19 protein-coding genes are annotated in these 23,467 nt (G+C 57.9%); 11 read left to right on the forward strand and 8 right to left on the reverse strand.

Annotated elements, in window-relative coordinates; all coding sequences use genetic code 11:
• Positions 1 to 104 precede the first annotated feature (104 nt).
• Entirely contained in the window at positions 105 to 995 is an 891-nt protein-coding gene (locus ACOVRA_RS16460; protein WP_421721238.1) for a hypothetical protein, read from the forward strand.
• On the opposite strand, the gene ACOVRA_RS16465 is transcribed toward ACOVRA_RS16460, so the two are convergent.
• Together ACOVRA_RS16465 and ACOVRA_RS16470 are read right to left on the reverse strand one after the other, a co-directional pair.
• Positions 992 to 1,462, reverse strand: coding sequence for a D-Ala-D-Ala carboxypeptidase family metallohydrolase (locus ACOVRA_RS16465; RefSeq protein WP_421721239.1), 471 nt, complete (start codon positions 1,460 to 1,462; stop codon positions 992 to 994). The two genes, ACOVRA_RS16460 and ACOVRA_RS16465, sit on opposite strands and share 4 nt — an antisense overlap.
• Before the next feature lie 78 nt (positions 1,463 to 1,540).
• On the reverse strand, positions 1,541 to 2,512 hold the full coding sequence (locus ACOVRA_RS16470; RefSeq protein ID WP_421721240.1) for an NAD(P)H-dependent flavin oxidoreductase: 972 nt from the start codon (positions 2,510 to 2,512) through the stop codon (positions 1,541 to 1,543).
• Positions 2,513 to 2,775: 263 nt separating this feature from the next.
• Here ACOVRA_RS16470 and ACOVRA_RS16475 point away from each other — a divergent pair, with 263 nt between their 5' ends.
• Genes ACOVRA_RS16475 through scpA form a run of 3 tightly spaced genes read left to right on the forward strand, consistent with a single transcriptional unit; the run spans position 2,776 to position 7,623 of the window.
• Positions 2,776 to 3,603 carry a helix-turn-helix transcriptional regulator gene (locus ACOVRA_RS16475; protein ID WP_421721241.1) on the forward strand — a complete coding sequence of 276 codons (828 nt, stop codon included), beginning with the start codon at positions 2,776 to 2,778 and terminating at the stop codon, positions 3,601 to 3,603.
• Between the two features lie 40 nt (positions 3,604 to 3,643).
• Positions 3,644 to 5,476, forward strand: a complete 1,833-nt coding sequence (locus tag ACOVRA_RS16480) for a methylmalonyl-CoA mutase family protein (RefSeq protein WP_421721242.1) — start codon at positions 3,644 to 3,646, stop codon at positions 5,474 to 5,476.
• A complete protein-coding gene (gene scpA, locus ACOVRA_RS16485; protein ID WP_421721243.1) occupies positions 5,473 to 7,623 on the forward strand; it encodes a methylmalonyl-CoA mutase in 2,151 nt (716 codons plus the stop codon). Before ACOVRA_RS16480 ends, scpA begins: the two co-directional genes overlap by 4 nt.
• Positions 7,624 to 8,047: 424 nt before the next feature.
• Here scpA and ACOVRA_RS16490 read toward each other — a convergent pair whose 3' ends face one another.
• Entirely contained in the window at positions 8,048 to 8,857 is an 810-nt protein-coding gene (locus ACOVRA_RS16490; RefSeq protein WP_421721244.1) for a LytTR family DNA-binding domain-containing protein, read from the reverse strand.
• Positions 8,858 to 8,964: 107 nt separating this feature from the next.
• Between ACOVRA_RS16490 and ACOVRA_RS16495 the strand changes: the two genes are divergently transcribed.
• The 5 genes from ACOVRA_RS16495 to ACOVRA_RS16515 all read left to right on the forward strand — a co-directional run bounded on the left by ACOVRA_RS16495 (position 8,965) and on the right by ACOVRA_RS16515 (position 14,400).
• Positions 8,965 to 9,552 carry a DUF2306 domain-containing protein gene (locus tag ACOVRA_RS16495; RefSeq protein ID WP_421721245.1) on the forward strand — a complete coding sequence of 196 codons (588 nt, stop codon included), beginning with the start codon at positions 8,965 to 8,967 and terminating at the stop codon, positions 9,550 to 9,552.
• Between the two features lie 62 nt (positions 9,553 to 9,614).
• Entirely contained in the window at positions 9,615 to 10,064 is a 450-nt protein-coding gene (locus ACOVRA_RS16500; protein ID WP_298230380.1) for a DUF2141 domain-containing protein, read from the forward strand.
• 80 nt (positions 10,065 to 10,144) lie between these two features.
• Positions 10,145 to 11,521 (forward strand): M28 family peptidase, encoded by a 1,377-nt coding sequence (locus tag ACOVRA_RS16505; protein WP_421721246.1) that lies wholly within the window; start codon positions 10,145 to 10,147, stop codon positions 11,519 to 11,521.
• An 11-nt stretch (positions 11,522 to 11,532) separates the two neighbouring features.
• Positions 11,533 to 12,582 (forward strand): RluA family pseudouridine synthase, encoded by a 1,050-nt coding sequence (locus ACOVRA_RS16510; protein WP_421721247.1) that lies wholly within the window; start codon positions 11,533 to 11,535, stop codon positions 12,580 to 12,582.
• 27 nt (positions 12,583 to 12,609) lie between these two features.
• Positions 12,610 to 14,400 (forward strand): DUF885 domain-containing protein, encoded by a 1,791-nt coding sequence (locus ACOVRA_RS16515; RefSeq protein WP_421721248.1) that lies wholly within the window; start codon positions 12,610 to 12,612, stop codon positions 14,398 to 14,400.
• A 21-nt stretch (positions 14,401 to 14,421) separates the two neighbouring features.
• Here the strand turns inward: ACOVRA_RS16515 and fumC are convergent, their stop codons facing one another.
• Both fumC and ACOVRA_RS16525 read right to left on the reverse strand, forming a co-directional pair.
• On the reverse strand, positions 14,422 to 15,807 hold the full coding sequence (fumC, locus tag ACOVRA_RS16520; protein WP_421721249.1) for a class II fumarate hydratase: 1,386 nt from the start codon (positions 15,805 to 15,807) through the stop codon (positions 14,422 to 14,424).
• A 45-nt stretch (positions 15,808 to 15,852) separates the two neighbouring features.
• The gene (locus ACOVRA_RS16525) at positions 15,853 to 17,691 is read right to left on the reverse strand and encodes a DUF4153 domain-containing protein (RefSeq protein ID WP_421721250.1); all 1,839 of its coding nucleotides are present in this window, start codon (positions 17,689 to 17,691) and stop codon (positions 15,853 to 15,855) included.
• 74 nt (positions 17,692 to 17,765) lie between these two features.
• Between ACOVRA_RS16525 and ACOVRA_RS16530 the strand changes: the two genes are divergently transcribed.
• Positions 17,766 to 18,242 carry a PaaI family thioesterase gene (locus ACOVRA_RS16530; protein ID WP_290805277.1) on the forward strand — a complete coding sequence of 159 codons (477 nt, stop codon included), beginning with the start codon at positions 17,766 to 17,768 and terminating at the stop codon, positions 18,240 to 18,242.
• Complete coding sequence (locus tag ACOVRA_RS16535; RefSeq protein ID WP_421721251.1) at positions 18,239 to 18,688, forward strand: PaaI family thioesterase; 450 nt, start codon at positions 18,239 to 18,241, stop codon at positions 18,686 to 18,688. The genes ACOVRA_RS16530 and ACOVRA_RS16535 overlap by 4 nt, the downstream gene beginning before the upstream one ends.
• Before the next feature lie 334 nt (positions 18,689 to 19,022).
• Here the strand turns inward: ACOVRA_RS16535 and purB are convergent, their stop codons facing one another.
• The 3 genes from purB to ACOVRA_RS16550 all read right to left on the reverse strand — a co-directional run bounded on the left by purB (position 19,023) and on the right by ACOVRA_RS16550 (position 23,434).
• Positions 19,023 to 20,339: an adenylosuccinate lyase gene (gene purB / locus ACOVRA_RS16540; protein WP_421721252.1), complete on the reverse strand. Its 1,317-nt coding sequence runs from the start codon at positions 20,337 to 20,339 to the stop codon at positions 19,023 to 19,025.
• Positions 20,340 to 20,444: 105 nt separating this feature from the next.
• Positions 20,445 to 21,881 (reverse strand): spinster family MFS transporter, encoded by a 1,437-nt coding sequence (locus ACOVRA_RS16545; RefSeq protein WP_421721253.1) that lies wholly within the window; start codon positions 21,879 to 21,881, stop codon positions 20,445 to 20,447.
• A gap of 116 nt (positions 21,882 to 21,997) precedes the next feature.
• On the reverse strand, positions 21,998 to 23,434 hold the full coding sequence (locus ACOVRA_RS16550; protein ID WP_421721254.1) for a spinster family MFS transporter: 1,437 nt from the start codon (positions 23,432 to 23,434) through the stop codon (positions 21,998 to 22,000).
• Positions 23,435 to 23,467 lie beyond the last annotated feature (33 nt).

Genomic DNA, 23,467 nt, shown 5'->3' on the forward strand with positions numbered 1-23,467 from the left:
TTGCGTCGCAGCGTGCGTTCGCTATTGTGGTCAATCACAGGCGCTTGGCGCGAGTCCTGACTAAATTGGAGCAACAGTTTGTTCGCTCTAGAACCGAGGGTCACTTGAAAGTTTCCAAAACAAACTTGTTCCTGTTAGCGGGTATGGCGGCGAGCTTGGGCAGCCTCGCTTTGGCGCAAACCGCAGGTCAGAAGCATAGCAAGTCCAAGCGTACCCAGCGTCCGCCTGTGGTTCAGAAAGTAACGCCCCCAAAACCGGCTCCGGCCCCGGTTGAAGAGGTTGCAGCCCCCGTCGTTGAAGTCGTGGCTCCAGCTCCAGTCGCAACACCCGAACCGGCCCCACCGCCACCGCCCATCACCGATGAAGCTGCGCGCGAGGCCCTGAAAGCCGGTACGGCGGCCAGCGCGGCTGGTGATCTTCGGCAAGCAGAACAAGCGTTCCGCAATGCTTTGACATTGGCACCGCCAGGTGAAGCAGGCGATGCGGTTGCGTTAGAGGCCACCAAGCGGTTGGGCTTTTTAGCCTTTGAAAAGCGCGACCCGCGCTCTGCTGAAACATTTTTCGGTGCAGAGGCCGTGCTGGCTCGCCGTCTTTATTTCTCCGGCAAAATCTCGCCGCGTGCTTTTGCTGACTCTGTTCAGCGATTTGCCAGTGCGACTGGCTCGATGGGCCGTTCTGGCGAGAGCGCGGCTTTGTCCTTCTACGCCCAAGAGATCAAATCGCGCGCCCAAGCCGAGGTTTCATCTCAACTTCTCAATCGCGACACCAATGATCCAGCTGACAGCGTCGGCAATGTCCGCGTGGCTGCCAGTGGCTTGTGTGTCGTTGGACGCGACCCGATTCTTAAAGATCGCGTCAGTTGCGAAGATGAAGAGGGCGCTCGCGGTGAGGCTTTGGCCTTGCAAGCGCGTCAGATCAAAGCCAGCGCCCCACCACCGCCAACCAAAGCCGAGCGCGAAGCCAAAGAAGCCAAGAATAAGGGCAAGGGCGGCTAAGCTTGTTGCTTCTGAGGTTTTAATGGATTGCGCATCGGGTCAAACCCGAGTGCTCTAACCCATAAGCCCAAGGCACCTGGATAAGTCCAAGCTCTGGCTGGACCCAAATCGACATGCAAAAAGCTGCGGCCATAGCCTAGACCGGTGAAGCCCGCATTGACGGCTGCCTGTAATATTCGTGCCCGGTCCTTGTTTGTAACGGCAATGTCGGCTGCTATCGCTTTGGCATGGTAGGAATTTTGGACACCACCTACAGCGGCATTATGGGCCCGACAGCGATGACCGGATCGGATGATCAATGGGCCAACGTCGTGCCGCATCGCCTCTAGGGCGTCTAAAAAGCGCGGATCATGAAAATACTCGCCTGTACAATGCTTGCGGCACGGGCAGGACAATTCTGTCGCCGTGAAGTGCGGCCAACGCCAACCAAGCTGAGCGGCAGGGGGTGGGGAATTAAAAAGGGCCATGGGTCAATCCTCTGAACGAAGACGACACCATGGCCCTTGTCATAGGTCAGTCGGATAGATTGACCGATACAGGCTAATCTAGCGCAAGGGTGCTGCGATAATCCGCGCTTTCGCGGCTTCATATTCCGCAGCCAAGCGGTCTACAAACTCACCCGCAGTCGCCACCTTTTTGACGGCACCAATGCCTTGGCCACAGCCCCAAATATCGCGCCAAGCCTTCTTCGACTGATTGCCACCAGAGCCGAAGTTCATAGCCGATGGGTCGCTTTCAGGCAGGTTAGCGGGGTCGAGGCCAGCGTTGACAACCGAAGGAGCCAAGTAATTGCCGTGCACGCCAGTAAACAAGTTGGAATAGATGATATCGTCGGCATTGCTGTCGACGATCATTTGCTTATAGGCCTCCTCGGCATTGGCTTCCGCCGTCGCGATAAAGGCTGAGCCGATGTAACCAAAGTCTGCGCCCATCGCTTGGGCTGCCAAAACTGCACCACCATTGGCGATGGAGCCCGATACGCACAAAGGTCCGTCAAACCACTCGCGAATTTCTTGTACCAAAGCGAAAGGAGACAAGGTACCTGCGTGGCCACCGGCACCGGCCGAGACGGCGATCAAACCCGTCGCACCCTTTTCAACGGCCTTTTTGGCAAAGCGATTGTTGATGATGTCGTGCAAAGTGATCCCGCCGTAAGACTGGATGGCTTGGTTCACATCTTCGCGGGCACCCAGCGAGGTGATGACAACCGGTACTTTAAACTTCACGCAAGCCTCAACGTCATGCATCAGACGGTCATTGGTCTTGTGAACGATTTGGTTGACGGCGAATGGTGCGGCGGGACGGTCTGGGTTTTTGTCGGTCCACTCACCCAATTCGGTGGTGATTTTGTCGAGCCATTCTTCCAGTACGTGGGCAGGGCGTGCGTTGAGCGCTGGGAATGAACCCACCACACCGGCCTTACACTGAGCAATGACCAGATCAGGGTTGGAAATGATAAAGAGCGGGGCTCCAATCACAGGGATCCGAAGACGAGATAGAACTGCAGGTACCGACATATGAACTCCCAGAGCAGTGTGGCAGGTGCCATTATGGCTACGTTTATGGTCCCGTCTTGGCGCGTCCTGCGCCGCGATGCAAGTAGAAGCACCGGACAAAACTGGCATTGACCACCAGAAGCTTACCGGCGTTTCGCGCGGGGCTGACAGATTATTGATCACAATTGCGAAACATTTTTGATCCGGTGGCGAATTAACCGCTATTTTGAGTGGACTTTGCCCAATAGCCTCAACAAGATGAAGCCTCGGCTTGGGGAAGTTGTATGAGCGCGGAAAAGCCCGAGGAAAATGGTTCGTTTGAACCAACTCCCATGATCAGTGTTGACGCCAGTGCTGATAGCACCAGTTCTGATCTAAAGATTCGTCCTGATTATGAACCTGTGCAGGAAATGCCCATCGGTTTCGACGATCCAGAAGCCGTGGGGATTTCATGGGCTTTTGATGCCATTGATCGTACCTCGGATGAGCATGTGCCGTCCTGGCAAACCGATTCCGGTTATGACACCAAGGCAGAGAAGGACCGTCGCGCCAAGCTTAAACAGTTTTTGGCTGGTCTCGAGGCCGCTAGCGTCCATGGCGTGATTGTGGACCAAACTGGCCACGTCCACGCGGGCACGTCAAAATGGGCTCGCCGGATTGAGGCGTCGAGCACATTGCGTTTGAAGGACGGCAAATTGACGGCTTTGGCAGCCCGCAGTGTCACGGACCTGCAAGCCGGGATTGGTGTTCTGTATGACGGCTATCAGGGCAAGCATTTGTCTGTGCCATTGCGGAACTTGGATGGCTGGGTCGTCGATATGGTCCGCCTGTTTAAATGCGAGGTGACCTTGGGCCCCTATGTCGCCGTGCTATTGCCCAAAACCGCGCAAGATGAGATGGCGACCATCACTGGTTTGCAGGTTTTTGCCGGCCTCACCAAATCTGAGGCCAATATCGCAACACTCCTCTCGCAAGCCCGCATGGTCGAAGAGATTGCGGCGATCCGCAAGACTTCGGTGGCGACCGTCAAGAGTCAAATCAAAGGCCTGCTTGCAAAATTGGGCCTGCGGCGGCAAGCGGATTTGGTTCGACTGGTATCTACCGCTAGGTGAGGTCTTGACGAGGCGGGCTTAGCCCTGCACTTGCCATCTCATGACTCATCCATTCGCACTGGCTTCTGGCTTCACTAACCCTGAAATTCCGCGCTGGCAGGAGCTGGCAGAGAAAGCATTGAAGGGGTCTCCGTTTGAACGCCTTATTGGGCAGACCTATGATGGCGTGCCCGTTCGTCCGCTTTACACGTCGGTCGATGCGCCGAACCCGGCGGAACAGACCGGGGTGGCAGGCCAAGCACCTTTCATTCGCGGTGCAGATTCGGTGCGCGATGCGTTCCTGCCTTGGGATGTTCGCCAAACCATTCTGACGCCAGACCCGCAAGCCGCCAATCAAACTGCTCTTTATGATCTGGAACGCGGCGTCTCTTCGCTGGAGTTTGTGATTGATCCAACCGGTAATTGCGGCGTCGTCGCCAGTCGCGTTGCAGACTTTCAAGTCTTGATTAAAGGCATCTTCGTGGCGCTGGCGACGGTGGCTTTGGATGCGCCAGCAGATCCCTTGGGCGCTGCGCGCGCTTTGGCTGATGCTGTGCCGGAAGGTGACCGCGCGACGGCAAAGCTTGCCTTTAATCTCGACCCCCTAGCTGCCCGCATGAATGGCCAAACCGGATGCAGCCTTGAAGCAGCAGCAGGCTTTGCCGCCCAGACCCAAGCCCTGTTTCCGATGGCGACCTGCTTGCGCGCCGATGCGCGGCCCGTGCATGAAGGCGGTGGTTCTGAGGCCCAAGAGCTCGCAGTATTGATTGCCTCTGGGATCGCCCATTTGCGAGCAGGTGAGGCGCTTGGCTTGTCTGCTGCGGCGGTGAATTCAACCTTGCTGTTCACGCTGGCTGCAGGTCCTGATGTGGTGGTCGAGATCGCCAAGCAGCGCGCAGCCCGCAGGCTGTGGGCACGGGTCTTGGATGCGTGCGGTGTCGCAGCACCCATGCGCCTGCAGGCTGTGACCTCTGGCCGTATGCAAACCAAGCGCGATCCGTGGACGAATATCTTGCGCGCCACGTGCGCCTGCTTTGGGGCCGCGGCCGGTGGGGCAGACGTGATCACCGTCCTTCCTTATTCAAGTGCGTTAGGGCTGGCTGACGAGAATGCCCGCCGTATCGCCCGCAACACACAATTGATCCTACAAGAAGAGAGCCATCTGGGTCGCGTGACCGATCCTGCCGGTGGGGCTTGGGCGATGGAAGCTTTGGCCGAGGATTTGGCCCAAGCGGCTTGGCCCTTGGTGCAAGAAATTGAACGGGCAGGTGGCCTGCCAACTGCTTTGGATCAAGGCTTGGTCCAAGCATGGGTGGCCCAAACGCGGGCTGCGCGGGTCCGCGATATTGCCAAGCGCAAGACGCAGCTCATTGGCATCAATATCTATGCCAATCTGGACGAAGTGTTGCCCGCCACGCCTGCCATCGCGGCGACCTCGACGCCCGCAACACCTTTGCCCGGCGCAATCCCACCGATGCGTTTGGCGCAAGATTTTGAAGCGCTGCGCGACCGGGCAGACAGCCTCAGCCCTAAGATTTTTCTGGCGACTTTGGGCGCGCTCGCCAAGTTCAGTGCACGCGCTGGCTTTGCCCGCAATGCCTTTGAAGCGGGCGGTATCAAGGCCTTGGGCACCGACGTCGCCCATACAGATCAGGCGGCGCTCATTGCCGCTTTCAAGGCCAGTGGCGCACAGCTGGTGTGCCTGTGCGGCGATGATGCGACTTATGAGGCACAGGCCTCCGAAGCTGCCGCCGCCCTTAAAGCCGCTGGTGCCACGCAAATTTGGTTGGCCGGCAAATTCCAAGCCCCAGCCATCGATCGCAACCTCTTTGCCGGGGCAGACATTTTGGCCGAACTCACCCACGCCATCACGCTTCTGGAGGAGCCCGCATGAGCAAGCTACCTGACTTCGCCCAGTTAGCGCTTGGCACGCCAAACCTAGCCCCGGCATCCACGGGCGCGGCCAGCGCTGAGATGTGGCGCACGCCAGAAGATGTGCTGGTCAAGCCGTCTTATGGCCCGGAAGACCTCAAAGGGCTGGACCATTTGGGCGGGCTTCCCGGTATCGCCCCCAATATTCGTGGGCCCTATCCCACCATGTATGTGCAACAGCCTTGGACGATCCGCCAATATGCAGGCTTCTCTACGGCCGAAGATTCCAACGCTTTTTACCGCCGCAATCTGGCAGCGGGTCAAAAAGGTCTGTCGGTTGCCTTCGATCTGGCGACCCATCGCGGCTATGACAGCGACCACCCCCGCGTTCTAGGCGATGTCGGCATGGCCGGCGTTGCCATCGACAGCATTTACGACATGCGCACCTTGTTTGAGGGCATTCCCCTCGACCAAATGAGCGTGTCCATGACCATGAATGGCGCGGTCCTGCCCATCCTCGCGCTCTATGTCGTGGCAGCTGAAGAGCAAGGCGTGAGCCCTGACAAGCTTTCCGGCACCATTCAAAACGACATCCTCAAAGAATTCATGGTCCGCAACACCTATATCTACCCGCCCGGACCCAGCATGCGGATCATTTCGGACATTTTCGCCTTCACCAGCCAAAACATGCCGAAGTTCAACTCCATCTCTATCTCCGGCTATCATATGCAAGAAGCCGGGGCGACGGCAGACCTCGAGCTCGCCTACACCCTTGCCGACGGGTTGGATTATATCCGAGCTGGCCTAGAGGTAGGATTAGATATTGATGCATTTGCCCCGCGTCTGTCATTCTTCTGGGCGATTGGCATGAATTTCTTCATGGAAGTCGCCAAGATGCGGGCAGGGCGGGCCTTGTGGGCGCGCTTGGTCCAGCAGTTCAATCCTAAGAGCGAGAAGTCCTTGGCCCTGCGCACTCACAGCCAGACCTCTGGCTGGAGCCTGACCGCGCAAGACGTGTTCAACAATGCCGTGCGCACCTGCGTCGAAGCCATGGCCGCCACCCATGGCCACACCCAGAGCTTGCACACCAACAGCTTGGACGAGGCGCTGGCCCTGCCAACCGACTTCTCCGCCCGCATCGCCCGCAACACGCAATTGGTCTTGCAAGAAGAAGCCGGTTTCTCTCGCCCCATCGATCCTTGGGGCGGCAGCTATTATGTCGAGAAGCTGACGGCTGATCTCGCCGAGCGGGCTTGGAAGCATATTGAAGAAGTCGAAGCCTTGGGCGGCATGGCCAAAGCCATCGAACAGGGCCTGCCCAAACTGCGCATTGAAGAAGCCGCAGCTAAGACCCAAGCGCGCATCGATACGGGCATGCAGACCGTCGTGGGCGTCAATAAATTCCCGCTCGATGACGTCGAAGACGTGCCGGTCCTGAAGGTCGATAATACGGCGGTGCGCATGAAACAGCTGGAGAAGCTCAAGCGCTTAAAGGCTGAACGCAACCAAGCCGAAGTCGATGCCGCCTGTGCCGCCTTGACGGCCGCTGCCCGCGACGGGTCTGGCAATCTTCTCGACCTCGCTATCAAGGCCGCCCGGGCCAAAGCGACCGTGGGTGAAATCTCGCTGGCCCTAGAAGATGTCTATGGCCGCCACAAGGCAGAGATTCGGATCAATTCTGGCGTCTACGCCCGCGAAGCAGACCCCTCAAATCCTGTGCTGCAACAGGCCCGCGAGGCCATTGCCGCCTTTGCCAAGGCCGATGGTCGCGCACCCAAAATCCTTGTCGCCAAAATGGGCCAAGATGGCCATGATCGCGGCCAAAAGGTGATTGCCACGGCCTTTAGCGATCTGGGCTTTGACGTCGACATCGGCCCCTTGTTCGCGACACCGGAAGAGGCTGCGCGCCAAGCGGTGGAGAATAATGTCCATGTCATCGGCTTCTCGTCGCTGGCTGCGGGCCATTTGACGCTGCTGCCTGCCCTGCGCCAAGCCCTGTCTGCGGAAGGCCGCAGCGACATCATGATCGTCATCGGCGGCGTGATCCCACCTGATGATGTGCCCGTCCTCAAACAAATGGGGGCAAGTGCTGTCTATCTGCCAGGCACGGTGATCGGCGAAGCGGTTGTAGATCTGATCGGCACTTTGAGTGGTCGCTTAGGGTATTAGGGGAAGGCTGCACGCCAACGATGTCATCCCCGCCGCAGCGAAGCGGAGAGCGGGGACCTTTGTGAGTTTGCGGAAGCACCCCTTCACCGCCTCCGGCGGACATCGGCGCATGCGCCGAAACCCCGTAAACGGGGAAGCGGCGTGTCCCAGCTGCTGCCGCTTCCCCGCTCGCGGGGAAGCTGGCCGCGAAGCGGACTGAAGGGGTGTTTTCATCTGGACCGATTTTGGTGAGATGGAAGGATCACCAAAAGGACCGCGCAACACGAGTTGGGCATGCAAACGCGAGGACAAGCGCAACTTTTGTTGCGCGCTCCGTTCCCCCACGATGTCACCCGAGTCGAAGCGTCAGCGCAGAGCGGGGACCCCCTGGGACTTTGCGCCGCAAGGTCTGGGACTCGGCAGACGCCGTTCGGGAAGACACCCCCTAATACCAGCCAATCTCACGCAGGGCTTTGGCATAGGTGCGGCTGACGGGGACTTGGGTGTCGTTGGTGAGGGTGAAGACGGCTTTGCCGTCGCCGCGTTCGACATCCTTGACCGCACCACGCGCCACCCACCACGAGCGGTGGACTTGCGCGCCTTCAATCCCGTTTAGCTCGTTGATCGCATCGCTTAAGCGCATGAGGATCAGATCTGTCCCCCGTGAGCTGTGGATGCGCAAATAATGATCCTCGCTGGAGACCGCATAGATTTCGGCACCGCGCAGGGAGATGGGAAGGCGTTCTAAGAAGCGAATGGTTGTGGGTTTATCATCTGCGCTGCTGGGCGGCGCGCCATAAGTCTCGCGCGGGGCTTGATTGGTCAAGGTCAGGAGGCCCGCCATAAAGGCTGAGATGATGGCAACCGGGGCAAAGAAATAGGGCAGGGCGTGTGGCTGTAATCGATCCTGAAAGGCCAACCCCGTAACCGCCCAAACGATGACGGTCATGGGGATGGAGACCAACAAAGTCACCACGGCCCAACTCAAGAAGGGCGAACGGGCCCAGCGCTCAATGGCCACCAGCTTCCAACTGATCAGCCCGCCGATGAATGCGCCCGCCAGCATGATGGGTAGCCAATAGGCAAAGCGGACCCAGAGCGGCAAGTTTTGGGTTTCAAACGCACCAGATATGGCCAAAAGGCTGCCGAGCGCCAAACTAATGCCATAGCCGCGCAGGTTTTCGGCGCTAACAAACAGGCGAGTCCAACTGGTATTTGGCGCTTCGTGAACCACAGTGCTTGGTGTTTCGCGCATAAAGCCAGTTTCTCCACGTATCGGCGCGTGCAAGCACCCAAACCCCCTTCTAACCAAGTCCTGCGTCCCTCGCAAAGAGCTTGTGACACGATTTGGAGTTTAAGCTGATGACCGACATTTCCTCCCCAAAAACCCTAAGCCTCACGGCCAATCGATTGAACCAGACTGGCAAAATGCTGGAGATCATTCGCCCCGTGCTAGGCCCTGCCTTTGCCGTCGTCATGGTGGCTGTGGCGCTTTCGTCTTTCGGGCCGAATGTGTGGTCTTGGCTGTTGAGCCAGAGCTTTACGCTTCGTGCCCCTGACTGGCGCGTCTTCGCCGAGCTCCCCCTTGTCACGCTGATCCATGTCGGTGGAGCGACCAGTTCTTTAGTTCTGGGTGGCATCGTGCTTTTTGGCCCAAAGGGCACACCCGGCCATAAGGTGATGGGCCGAATCTGGGCTGTGACGATGATGACAACGGCGCTCTCCAGCCTCTTTATGAAGAGCTTTGCACCCATGCTGGGGCAGTTTGGCCCCATTCATATCCTGTCCGTCTGGACATTCATCAGCCTGCCCCGTGCCATTTGGTTCGTCCGCCAAGGCAATGTGCAAGCCCATTTTAAAACCATGCGAGGCCTTTACTTCGGACTCTGCGTAGCGGGCGTCATGACCTTCATTCCCGGCCGCACCTTCTATGCGCTGCTGTTTGGGTAGCAGGACCCTGCAGCTCAATTCTTCCCTCCCAACCAAATTCGATCCTTAAAGGACCTACTTCCATGCGCTTTTTGTCTCCTCCCCTCCCGATTGCCGCGATCGCACTTTTTCTCGCTACCGGCCCCCTTGTCATGGCAGCCCCTGTTGCCAGTTTAGCCCCAGTGCAGTTTGTTTTTACGGGTTTTGAAAAGCAGGCGGGCCAAGTGATGGCGCAATTGACCTGTGCCGAAAAGCCGGGCGATCAGGGGCGTTCGGTTTCCGCCCAAGCTGATGTGCGTGGCCCACAAGTTATGATCCGCTTTGCAGACCAGCGGGTGGGTCAAGTCTGCACGATGCGTGCGTTTCGCGATGTGAATGGCAATCAAGAACTGGATCTTGGCCCGTTCGGCATCCCGAAGGAGCCCTATGCATTTTCAAACAATGCCAAGGCCCAATTGGGTCCACCAAAGCCTGAAGCGACGCGCTTTGTGGTGCAACAAGGCCAGAATAGCCAAACCATCACCATCAAGTAGGCCGACGGGGTAAATGGGCTTGCATCGCGGCGGCGGTCACGACTACCATGATCGCTTAAGCGACGCATAAGGGGTAGGTGATGGGTAGAGTTAAGGCGATGATTGTCGCAGGTTTGTTGGCGGGGCTGCCCGCGCTGGCTTTCTCGCAAACCAAGGTGCCAACCCCGCCCGCCAAGGCCTTGATTGAGGCGGCCCTGAAAGATGATCGCGCCTATGCGATTACCCGCGACCTCACCACCGATGTCGGGCCGCGCTTGGCCGGTACAGAAGCTGAGGCCCGTGCGCGGGCGTGGGCTGTGGCGCGCCTCACCCAAGAAGGCTTCACCGATGCGCGGATTGAGACCTTCCCCTTAACCGCTTGGGAGCGGGTCGTGGAAACCGCGACGGTTCTAGGCCCCCATGCCCAACGCCTTGAAGTGCATGCCACAGGTGGCTCACCTTCAACCCCGGCCGAGGGCCTCGTGGGTGACGTGGTGCGCTTTGCCGATATGGCGGCTTTAAAGGCTGCGGCGCCGGGTTCCTTGGCGGGCAAGATTGCCTTTGTCGATGATGTGATGCCCGTCACCCAAGATGGCAGTGGCTATGGCAAGGCGGTGGCAAAGCGACGGGAATGTGCGTCGGTGGCCGCAGAACTTGGGGCCATTGGCTGTCTTATCCGTTCGGCGGGAACGTCTGAGCGTGAAGTCCATGTCGGGCAAGGCGCGCGCGGCCAACAGGGTAAGCTGCCAGTTCTGATCCTTGCCAATGCCGACGCCAATCAATTAGGCCGCATTCTGGAGCGCGGGCCCACCCAGGTTCGCATGCAGGTTCAAACCAAGGTTCAGCCTGAAGCCCAGTCTGGCAATGTCATCGCCGAAATGCGCGGTACCGAACGGCCGGACGAATATGTCGTGTTGGCCTGTCATTTGGATTCCTGGGACCTTGGCACAGGTGCGCTCGACGACGCGGTCGGCTGTGGGATTGTGACGGCTGCGGCAAAACTCGTGCGCGATATTGCTGGTCCACCCAAACGCTCCATCCGCATCATTTGGTATGGCGCCGAAGAGGTCGGCCTGATTGGTGCTGCCGCCCATGCCCAAGCCATCAAGGGCAAGGCCGATTCCTATGTGTTTGCGGCAGAATCGGATTCCGGGGACGGCAAAGTCTATCAGGCCGATTTCGGCTTTGGCGCGGGGACGGGCCCTGTGAAAGCCGCCATTGCCAAGGCGCTCAAACCCTTAGGCGTTGCCCGTGGTACCGACGATGCGCGTGGCCAGTCCGATATCTCCACCTTGCGGCCCTTGGGCGTGCCGGTGATGGATTTGCAGCAAGATGCCAGCAAATATTTCTCCATTCACCATACGCCGGATGACATTCTGGAGAAGGTTGATTTGGCCTCTGTCCGCCAGAATGTCGCCGTCTATGCGGTCACGGCTTGGTTTGCGGCGTGGACGACGCTTGATTTTCGGGCGCAATAGTCATCACCCGCATGGAAGATGACGAGTTTGCCGACCTTGAGGCCTTAGACGCCCCCGATGTCGCGCCCAGCCTGCAAGAAGTGGTCGTCTCGCCTGAGGCGGCGGGCGAGCGGCTGGATAAGTTCTTGTCTGAAGCCTTTCCGGCCCTTTCCCGCTCACGCATCAAGCATTTGATCGAGGCGGCGCGGGTTTACCGTGATGGCGTCAAGGAGATGAATGTCTCGGCCAAGGTGAAAGTTGGCACGCACTATCGCGTCGAAGTGCCGCCACCAGAGCCCGCTGAACCACAAGCCGAAAATATCCCGCTGTCGATCCTTTATGAGGACGCCCATGTGCTGGTAGTGGATAAGCCGGCCGGCCTGTCGGTGCATCCCGCACCGGGTAATTGGACGGGGACTTTGGTCAATGCGGTTCTGTGGCACGCTGGCGATAGCCTGAAAGTGGTGGGGGCGACGGGCAGGCCCGGTATCGTGCACCGCTTGGACATGGACACCTCTGGCGTGATGGTGGTGTGTAAGAGTGAGTTTGCTTTGGCCTCACTGGGGCGGCAATTCCAAGACCGCACCATATCGCGCCGCTATCGCGCTTTTGGCGTGGGCCAGCCTAAGTCGCCTTGGGGCAAGACGGGGCGGGTCGATGCGCGGCTGGCGCGAGACCCGCGCGACCGCAAGCGCATGGCGGTGGTAGCCGACACGGCCTCTGCCGGTAAAAATGCGGCAACCAATTATGAAATCGTCAAGCGCTTTGGCATTGGCTTGCAGGGCAATCCAGGCGCGGCGGCAACCGAGATGGTGTGCGTGCTTGAGACAGGCCGGACCCATCAAATCCGCGTTCATATGGCTCATATTGGTATGCCCCTGATCGGCGATCAGGTCTATGGCGACACCAAAGCAGCGCGCGCACTCAATGCCGCTTTGCCAGAAGACGTGCGCCTAAAGCGCCAAGCGCTGCATGCCGAGACCTTGGCCTTCACCCATCCCGCTACGAGCGAGCGGATGAGCTTTCAAAGCGACCTGCCGGACGACTTACTGGCATTGCGCGCTGCACTTTCCGACCTCTAGTCTCTGCTTCTTAGAAAGGCCCACACCATGATCTCGCGCCGTACCTTACTTGCTACTGGAACAGCCACCATCGGTGTGGCGGGCCTGTCGATCCCCGCCCAAGCGCAAGAGGCCTCGGCACCCTTAAATGCCTTATTCGAAAGCTATTTTGACCAGACTTTGGTGCGCAATCCAGAGCGGGCAACCAGCCTCGGCGATAAGCGCGGGCAAGATCGGTGGAATGATGAGTCTGACACTTATGCAGCCCAAAACCTCGCGTTACAGGTCAAAACCAATCAGGAGGTCGCCGCCTTTGCCGCGACCCTCAAGTTGAACCCGACTGACGCTTTGAGTGTACGCCTGTTTGATAAGCTAACCCAAAATGCCAAGGCCAATGCGCCCTACCGGGGCCATGCCTATGTGTTTGATCAGCATAATGGTGCCCAATCCGGCATCCCGACCTTCTTAGCCAATAATCATAGCGTGGCGAACTTAGAAGATGCGCAGGCCTATATCGCCCGCCTTGAAGCCATGCCGGAGAAAGTCGGGGGCCTGCTGGCGCGCTCAGCGGACTCAGCCGCAAAAGGCATTACGCCGCCGCGCCATCTCTATGACTTTGTGCTGTCCAACTGCACCAATCTCCTCGCCGGCGCACCCTTTACGGAGACCGGCAAGGATTCGGTTTTCTGGAGCGATATCAAAGGCAAGATCGATAAGACCACGCTCGATGCCGCCACCAAGGACCGCCTCAAAGTCCAAGCCCGCGCGGCCCTCGTAAACAAGGTCAAGCCGGCTTACGAGGCCATCATCGCGGAAATGACCAAGCAGCAAGCCACAGCCCGCACCACCGATGGCGTGTGGGCTCTGCCCGATGGCGAGGCCTATTATGCCGAGCGTTTGGCAACCCAAACCACGACCCGCCTAACCGCCAACGAGATCCATCAATTGGGTTTGGACGCGGTAGCCCGCATTCATGGTGAGATGGCAGGGATCATGCGCAAAGTGGGCTTTACAGGCACACGCGATGCCTTCTTCGACTTTATGGAGACCGATCCGCGCTTCTTTGTCGCCGACACAGTCGAGGGAAAGGCCTCTTATGTCGCCAAGGCGACCGCGCTGATCGACACGATGCGGGATCGTTTGCCGACAGCCTTTAATCTGATGCCGAAAGCGCCCTTGGAAGTCCGCGCAGTGGAGCCTTTCCGCGAAGCTTCGGCTGGTCTTGCCTTCTATAGCCGACCCTCGGCCGACGGGAAGCGCCCCGGCTATTATTATGTGAATACTTTCAATGTGAAGGCGATCCCGACTTATCAGATGGAGGCCTTGGCCTATCATGAAGGCCTGCCGGGCCATCACATGCAGATTGCCATCGCGCAAGAATTGCAGGGCATCCCGCGCTTCCGCAAATTCTCGGGATTCACGGCCTATTCGGAAGGTTGGGGCCTTTATACTGAGCGTTTGGGCAAGGATATGGGCTTCTACCAAGACCCCTATTCAGACTTTGGTCGTCAGGTCCTCGAACTGCGCCGCGCCATTCGCTTGGTTGTCGATACGGGCCTGCACGCCAAGCGCTGGCCGAAAGAGCAGGCAATCGCCTATATCCTCGCCAATCAGCCGGGCGACCTTGAAAGCGCCACACGCGACATTAATCGCTATATCGTCATGCCCGGCCAAGCCACGGCCTATATGATTGGCCAGATGGAGATTTTACGCCTGCGCGCGGATGCCCAACGTCGCCTTGGCAGCCGCTATGACATCAAGAAATTCCACGACATCGTGCTGGGCAGCGGTTTTGTGCCCTTGGATATCTTGAAGGAATTGGTTGAGGCTTGGGTGTAGGGCAGTCGGCCTCGAAGGACTTCACCCCGGCGCGATCATCAACTCTGGGCGGACGATGGCGTCGAAATCATCGCCGCTGATGCCCAGAGCAATGGCTTCCTCGCGCAAGGTGGTGCCGTTTTTATGCGCGGTTTTGGCGACTTTGGCGGCCAGATCATAGCCATATTTTTCCTTCAACGGCGTCACCAGCATCAAGGAATTGGCGAGGCCTTTGGCGATGTTATCAAGGCGCGGTTCAATGCCCACAACGCAATTGTCGGTGAAGCTGACAGCCGCATCGCCCAAAAGCTGGACCGATTGTAGGAAGTTATAGGCCATCATCGGGTTGAACACATTGAGTTCGAAATGGCCTTGGCTGCCGGCAAAGGCGATGGCGGCATTATTGCCCAGAATATGGGCGCACACCTGCGTCAAAGCTTCGCACTGGGTCGGATTGACCTTGCCTGGCATGATAGAGCTTCCGGGCTCATTTTCAGGCAGAGCCAATTCACCCAAACCTGCCCGCGGGCCAGAACCTAAGAAGCGAATATCATTGGCAATTTTAAAGCAGCTCATCGCCACAGTGGTAATGGCGCCATGGGTGAAGACCATGGCGTCATGGGCGGCGAGGGCCTCAAACTTATTGGGTGCGCTGGTAAAGGGCAGGCCTGTCAGGCCCGCAATTTCTGTCGCGACAGCATCGGCAAAGCCAACGGGGGAGGCAAGGCCGGTGCCCACGGCCGTGCCGCCTTGGGCCAATTCCATCAAGGCAGGCAAGGTCTGGCGGATGCGGGCGATGCCATTTTCAATTTGCTTGGCATAGCCAGAAAATTCTTGGCCCAAGGTGACAGGCGTTGCGTCTTGGGTATGGGTGCGGCCGATCTTGATGATATCGGCCCAAGCTTTTGCTTTGGCGTCCAAGGCGGCGTGCAAATGCGTTAACGCCGGCAACAAATGGTGGGTGACCTCGACCGCGCAAGCAATATGCATGGCAGTTGGGAAGGTATCGTTGGAGCTTTGGCTCATATTCACATGATCATTGGGGTGGACAGGCTTTTTTGAGCCCATTTCGCCGCCCAGCATTTCAATCGCGCGGTTGGAGATGACTTCATTGGCATTCATATTGGACTGGGTGCCAGAACCTGTCTGCCAGACCACCAGCGGGAAATGGTCATTCAGCTTGCCGTCAATCACCTCTTGAGCGGCCTTAATGATGACTTCGCCAAGCTCCTTATCCATCTTGCCCAGTTTCATATTGGCAAGGGCTGCAGCTTGCTTGACGATGCCGAGCGCTTTGACGATCGACAAAGGCTGCTTTTCCCAGCCAATTTTGAAATTGCCGAGCGAGCGTTCGGCCTGCGCACCCCAATAGCGGTCAGAAGCCACTTCAATGGGTCCAAAAGTATCGGTTTCGGTGCGCGTGCTCATGGGGTGCCTCTCCTTAATTCTTCCGCCCGTGCTTAAAGCTGTTGGCTATGGCTTTGAAGGGGCTTGTGCTGCGGGCTCTGCAGATTTGGCTGTGGCAACAGGTTCCATATCGACGATGATGTTGGTTGGGCGATCAATTGGGAAGAACCGCACTCGTGAGTCTCCAATCATCACATCTTTGAACAGAGGGGCCACGACCCGAATTTCGCCCTTTGTGACACTTTCGAGCTCAATATTCCGGCTTGGCGTGACTTCGGCGCGGATCGCCACCCACATGTTTGTCGATTGCTTGAAAGCGGCCACCGTTCCAACCTTGGTCATAATCAGGACTTCCGGCTGTGCGTCGCCATCTATATCCAATACCGCTGCTTTGCAGGCTTCATCCGTATTCTTTGGTTTCCTGACGAGGCAGTCCGGCACGAAAGCCTCTGCCTCATCGTTAAACTTCTGCGCCATAAAACCAGCAGGAAGGGCCGCGCCCTTAGGGGCTACTACCTCCAACTTCGACAGATCGGGACGCTCTACCTCTTGGAATTCGTCGCCGCCACGATACCGAGGCCGAGGCCCTAAAGTTTCCGCTTTTGCGCTGGCTGCCATTTTTGCAATCCGCATATCGGGTGATTGGATCAGCTGGTCGATGGCCTTTCGGCCATAAGTGCCGGTGTCATAGCGCAAGAACCACCAATCAAACTTTTCAGGCTTTACCAGGCCCGAGGTGAGGCGTTTGACTTGATTATCCACACTCAAGCGGGCAGGCGAGGCCAGCGGCGTCAGAATGGCGATGAAAACGACGCATTTGAAAACCGCCAAGCCGATATTGAGTGGCTTTAGAAGCTCCATCCACGGCCCACGCCAAAAAACGGCGGCGCTATAGCCAAGGCCATAGGCCAAGGCGATTACCACAACCATGCCTGCTAACGTGCGATCAATCGTAAGGCCATATTGATTGATCCGCAGGCCAAGGCTCCACGCTGCCAAAACGGCAAAGACCAACAATAGAAGGCCTGCCAGCCGCACGCACCATTTCAAGACGACTTGCACCTTGCGGTCGGTCTCGCCTTGTTGGAAGGCCGCATTGATCAACAGCACAAAGCCAATGCATGCGCTCAAAAGTGTGGCTGTCGCCGCTTTTGTATCCCACAAGGGCTGCAAGCCACTGAAGACGAGGCTGACGGCAAAGATCGCCCCGATCAGGGTAATGACGGGTAAGAGCCAAGCCAGAACGCCCAAGGCGAGGCCACGGACATTGGCCAAAAGCTTGGGCTGGATGTCGCCTAAATGCACGGCACTGGCAAAAGCCAAGCCTGTGATGGGGAAGGCGAAATACTCATTCTTCAATAAGTCTTCGAGCCATTTGAAGCCGATGAAGCCCAAGAGGGCCGCGCCCATCCACAAAATGCCCCAGAACAATAAAGTAAAGCCAATTGCTAGGATCAGCTGTACGCCGCGCTTCCACGCCTCATCGAAATAAAGCTCATAGGGTGCAAAGGGCTTGCCGGCTTGATCGGCACTCGACACCAATTCATTGGCGATGAAGGTCAGGGCCAATAGGATCAGGATGGACTGCAATTCACTGGTGCTGCCATCACCTGAGTAAATCCGCGTATGCCAGAGGATGAAACAGAGCAAAGCCGCTGCGATCGCGGTCCAAAGGGCAAGGCTTGCCCGCCGCATCACCCCAGCCCCGGCCCAGAGGATGAAGGCCACCAATGTCAAAGTCTGGGCGAGGACTTCCCGCCAATCCTGTCGCAACAAGGTATCTGCGCTTCGGCGGACCTCATCAGCAATCAAGTAAGCGACGATCAGGCCAATAAAAAAGCCGACACCAAGACGCAGGAACAAAACTGCGCGCTCTGAAAGAGGTTGGCTTTTAGAAATCATCACGATCACTCCATCCGGCAGGCAATGGCCTGTCTTGCCACGTTTCCAAATCCGGCGCATCCAATTAAGGTAGCCGCATGAGTGATGACACACCCCTTTGGCAAAGAATGGCGACAGCCGGCGCCATGATGATTCAAGGCACACCGCAGGCACGCGCTTTGGGGATGCGCGTGATTGCCATCACCGAAGCCCGCGCGGTCGTTGAAGTGGATTGGCGCGAGGATTTGGTCGGCGATCCAGAAACCGGGGTGATCGCCTCGGGCGTTGTGACAACCCTATTAGACAATACGTGCGGGGTTGCGGCTTTTGCCGCGCTGAGCGAGCCTATGTCGACTGCCACCCTCGATCTGCGGATCGACTATATGCGCCCGGCCAAGAAAGGCGCGACCATACGCGCGGAAGCCCACTGCTATCGCATGACCAAGACGGTCGCCTTTGTGCGCGCCTTTGCCTTTGACGGCCAGGATGAAACAGATCCCGTCGCGGCCGCCCAAGCGGCCTTTATGATGGGCACATCCGGCCGCATGGGACAGAACCGGAGGCCGCCGAAATGAGTGATACATCCGCCACCCCCGTTCGCGTGAATTTAGGCGAACTCAGCGCCATGTTTGAAGCGGTACCATACGCCAAATTCCTCGGCGTGCAGTTTGAGCTTAAAGGCGATGAGCTGACGGCCATCTTGCCCTTCAAGGATGATTTGATCGGCAATCCGATGTTGCCAGCGCTGCATGGCGGGGTTGTTGGGGCGCTAATGGAATTGACGGCTGTGGCAGAAATTTTCTTGGCACAGGGTGGTAAGAAAATTCCCAAAGTAATTGATATTTCTATTGATTACCTGCGTTCTGGAAGGCCCGTCGATACCTATGCCCGCGCCCATGTGACTAAGCTTGGTCGGCGCATCGCCAATGTGCGGGTTGAAGCCTGGCAGTTTGACCGCGCAGACCCCATCGCCGCTTTACACGGTCATTTTTTGCTGAAGAGTGATGAGGGTGAGGCTTAAAGGAAATGACTTAGAACAGCTTCAGGCCGCACTTCGCTTGCCTTGAAGCCGTCTGACAATTCTTTCTGCGCAAGCTGGGGAGTCAAGGGGTCCTATCGGCTTCGCCGACGCGCCGCAGGCGCGCCCCTTGACGCCCCATCTTGCGCGCCCAAACTCAAACAAAGCCTTTGCCTAGGCATAGCCTGCGGCAAAGGCTGTCCTAAGCGAAAAAAACCGCAAGAACAGCAAAATCACTCGGTACATCCCAAACGGATGCACGCGGCATAGCTTTGGTGCAAAGCGAGTAGTCGGAGAATGCCAAATACGCCCTTTTCCTGCACCAAGCGCCTAAAGCTTAGCCAAACACACGAGCGAAGATCGTGTCGACTTGCGCGAAGTGGTGGCTGTCATCGAACAAGCTTTGGATGTGTTCCACGCTCAGCAGGCTCGTGACTTGGCTGTCGGCCAGAAGCCGATCGAGTAGGGCGGTCGCCGGACGCGGGCTTGGCATGGACCATACGGCCATCGCATTGGCCTGCACCATCTTATAGGACTCCTCACGGCTCGCCCCGGCTTGGGTCAGTGCCAGAAGGACGCGCTGGGAATTATGCAGGCCGCCAAGCAAGTCGAGATTGGCCTTCATCCGCTCTGGATAGATCAATAGCTTTTCCACCACCCCTGCGAGGCGATGCAGCGCGAAGTCGAGGTGGATGGTGGCGTCTGGGCCAATGCCGCGCTCCACGCTGGAGTGGGAGATATCGCGCTCATGCCACAGTGCGACATTTTCCAGCGCGGGGACAGCTGCCGAGCGGACGAGGCGGGCAAGGCCGGTCAAATTCTCGGTCAGAACAGGGTTGCGCTTATGCGGCATGGCCGAAGAGCCTTTCTGCCCAGGCGAGAAAAATTCTTCGGCCTCCAGCACTTCGGTGCGCTGCATATGGCGGATTTCGGTGGCCAAGCGCTCAATCGAGGAAGCCACGACGGCAAGCGCGCAGAAGAAAGCGGCGTGACGGTCGCGCGGGATGACTTGGGTCGAGACGGGCTCAATCGCGAGGCCCATCTTTGCTGCGACATGGGCTTCTACGCGCGGATCGATCTGGGCAAACGTGCCGACCGCGCCAGAGATTGCGCAGGTGGCGATTTCAGCCTTGGCGGCCATTAGGCGGGCCTTGGCGCGCTGAAACTCGGCATGGAAGCCAGCCAAGGTCACGCCGAACGTGGTGGGCTCTGCATGGATGCCGTGGCTGCGGCCGATGCGCACGCTGTGCTGATGCTCCTTTGCCCGGGTCTCAAGGGCCGCCAGTACCCGGTCAACGCCTGCAATCAACAAGTCACTCGCGCGGGCCAATTGCACCGCAAGGCAGGTGTCGAGCACGTCAGAGCTGGTCATGCCTTGGTGGACGAAGCGGGCATCAGGGCCCACGATCTCAGCCAAATGGGTTAGAAAGGCGATGACATCATGCTTGGTCTCGGCCTCAATCGCATCAATGCGCGCCACGTCAAACACGGCATCGCCCGCTTTGTCCCAGATAGTCTTTGCCGCTTCCTTGGGGATGACGCCCAGCTCTGCCAACGCATCGGCGGCATGGGCTTCAATCTCAAACCAGATTTTGAAGCGGGTTTGGGCATCCCAGATGGCGATCATTTCAGGGCGGGCATAGCGGGGGATCATGGCTGGCGTTCCGTTATCAAACAAAGGGCCGCTGGTGAGTCCCACCGGCGGCCCTGTTTTGTAGGTGTGAGCCTAGAGGTCAAGCGCGGAAAGCCGCGCTTGGGCTTAGGAAGCGGCTGCGGCTTGATCTTTTGCAGTGACTTCGGCTGTCGCAATCAAATCTTCGCGGATGGTGTTGCGGGCCAGCGCAAAGAACAAGATGACCAACAGGCCAACCGAACTCGACGCGATCAGCGACCAGCGGATGCCTTCGGCTTGGGCGGCACCACACATGGCGTCACCAGCCGTCGCCGCACCCTTGGCGCAGAAGGTGGCAAATTCAGCCCCCGCTGGCGCGATTGTCGCAAAGTGCTGATTGGCAAACATGTCGGACAGGAAGCCGACGGCCGTTGGGCCAGCGCCGAGGCCCACCATGTTCACGACAAACAGCATTAGCGCCACGGCTGTCGCCCGGCTTTGTGGCCGCACGAGGCTTTGGACGGCTGCATAGACTGGCCCGTACCAGACGGCGTTCAACAAGGTTGGAATGGCGAGCAAAAGGATCGAAGCCAAGGTGCCTTCGACCAACATGCCTGCCCAGAAGAAGGGGGCACCCGCGATAAAGGCCAGCATGGGCACGACCATATAAGCGCGTGTGTCATTCTTGGCGGCGCGGTCTGCGGCAATGCCGCCAATCATCGTGCCAGCAACCCCTGCGATAAAGGTCATAGCGGCCATCGCCGTCCCGATATCACCCAAAGCCATACCATGCACGCGGGCTAAGAAGATGGGCAAGAAAGCTGCGTGGCCATAGCCCAAGAAGGAAATCGTGGTCGCGGCACCGACGGCATACCAATAGGATTTGCGGTTGGTGAGTTCACGCGCGGTTTGGCGTAAGCTGGGCGCAGAGCCTGCGGCCCCAAGCTTCACAAGACCCAATTTGCGCGGCTCTTTCAGCGTCAACATAGCAATGACGCCAATGATTAGGCCGGGGATACCAACGGCAAAGAAAGCCACGCGCCAGCCATAATGTTGGGCGATCCAGGCCCCAACGATATAGCCCATCGCGGTGCCGACGGGCACGCCTAAGGAATAAAAGGCGATGGCCGACGCCCGCTTTTCAGCGGGTACATAGTCAGAGATGAGCGAGTGGGCGGGGGGCGTACAGCCTGCTTCGCCCACGCCGACGCCGATGCGGGCGAGCAGCAATTGGGTGAAGTTCTGGGCTAAGCCGCACAAAGCGGTAAAACCACTCCAGACGATGACGGCGGTTGCGATAATGCCAGGGCGGTTGCCGCGTTCGGCATAGCGCGCGATGGGGATGCCGAGGATGGTATAAAAGAAGGCGAAAGCCAAACCGATCAACATGCCCAATTGGCCATCGGTTATGCCCAAGTCTTTCTTGATCGGCCCTGCCAAGATCGCCACAATTTGGCGGTCAACGAAGTTGAGTGTGTAGATGATCAACAGCACCCAAAGCGCATAGCGCACATAGGCCGGGCTTAAGGCTTGCGGCTGTGCTGGCGTGCCAGAGCCGACTATCGTGTCTGAAGGTTTGTCCATCCGGTCGTTCCCCTTATAGGCAGGTCTATGCCTGCCTTTCTTATCGGCCTACCATCGGGCCGACGTGGAAAAAAGCAATGCCATGGCGCGATTTATTTGCATGGTCGAGGGAAGCCTCAGTTGGCACTCATCGCTTTGACTTCTGCCATGTCCTGCTTCAGCGTTTTGCGTGCAAGTAAAAAGAACGCGACCACGAAGACGCCCAACACACTGTGCCAAGCCAGCGACAGGCGTAGACCTTCGGCTTGGGCCACCGTGCAAATGGCTTCGCCAGCAGTCGCCGCTTTCTTGGCGCAATAAGAGGCGAACTCAATTCCCGCCGGCGCATTGGCTGCAAAATGCTGATGGGTCAGGATGTCCGACACCAGCCCCACTGTGAAGGGGCCAAGACCCAAGCCAACCATGTTCAGGACAAACAACATCAGGGCGACCGCTGTGGCCCGGCTTTGCGGACCGACGAGCCCTTGAATGGAGGCATAGACCGGCCCGTACCAAATGGAATTCAAGAGGCCCGGCAGTGTCAATAAGGCAATGGCGAAGTAGGCATTGTCGGAAAACATCGCAAACAAGAAGAATGGAACGGAAAGCACAAATGCCACCATTGGGATGGTCATATAAGCCCTCACGTCGGCTTTGGCCGCCCGATCGGCAATATAGCCGCCAATCATGGTGCCCATAACCCCTGCCACGATACCGCTAAGCGCCAGAAGTGTGCCGATCTCGGTCAGGGATAGGCCATGAACCCGCGATAACATGACCGGGATGAAGGCGCTCTTCCCATAGCTTAGGAAGGAAATCATGGTCGCGGCACCCACCACATACCAATAGGACTTCCGATTGGTCAGTTCTTTAGCTGTCGCCAGAAGTGTTGGGCCAGAGCCAGCTTTGGGTTGAGGGACAAGACCAAGCTTACGTGGTTCTTTCAAAGTAAAATAGGCGAGGGCACCAATCGCAACACCGGGAAGTCCGACGATTGCAAAAGCCCAACGCCAACCAAAGGCGTCGGCAATCGTTGCCCCAATGATCAATCCCAGCGCGCTGCCAATCGGCACGCCCAGGGAGTAAAACGCAATAGCCGACGCCCGCTTTTCTGCTGGAACATAGTCCGAGATCAGGGAGTGTGCTGGCGGTGTGCAACCAGCTTCGCCAACGCCAACTCCGACTCGCGCCAGTAAAAGTTGCCAGTAGTTCTGAGCCGCGCCGGACAAAGCGGTAAACGCACTCCAGATCACCACCGAAACCGAGATGATTTTGGCGCGGTTCCCGCGTTCGGCAAAGCGCGCGATGGGCAGCCCCAAAATCGTATAGAAAAACGCAAACCCAATTCCCATCAGCAGGCCTAAAGCGCTGTCACTAATGCCAAGGTCTTTTTTGATCGGGCCGGCGAGAATGTTGATGATGCCACGGTCGAGAAAGTTCAATGTGTAGATGATCAACAACATCCAGAGCGCATAGCGCACATAGGCAGCGCTCAATTGGGGCGGTGCGCCGACTGTCGCATCGGGGTCCGCTTTTGGGCCCCACGCTCCCAAAGTTTCGCGTTGATCTGACATCACATCCCCCGTTTCATTTTGTGTGCGCCTGAT

This window comes from Aquidulcibacter sp. (assembly GCF_049239865.1).
Taxonomy (GTDB): Bacteria; Pseudomonadota; Alphaproteobacteria; order Caulobacterales; family Aquidulcibacteraceae; genus Aquidulcibacter.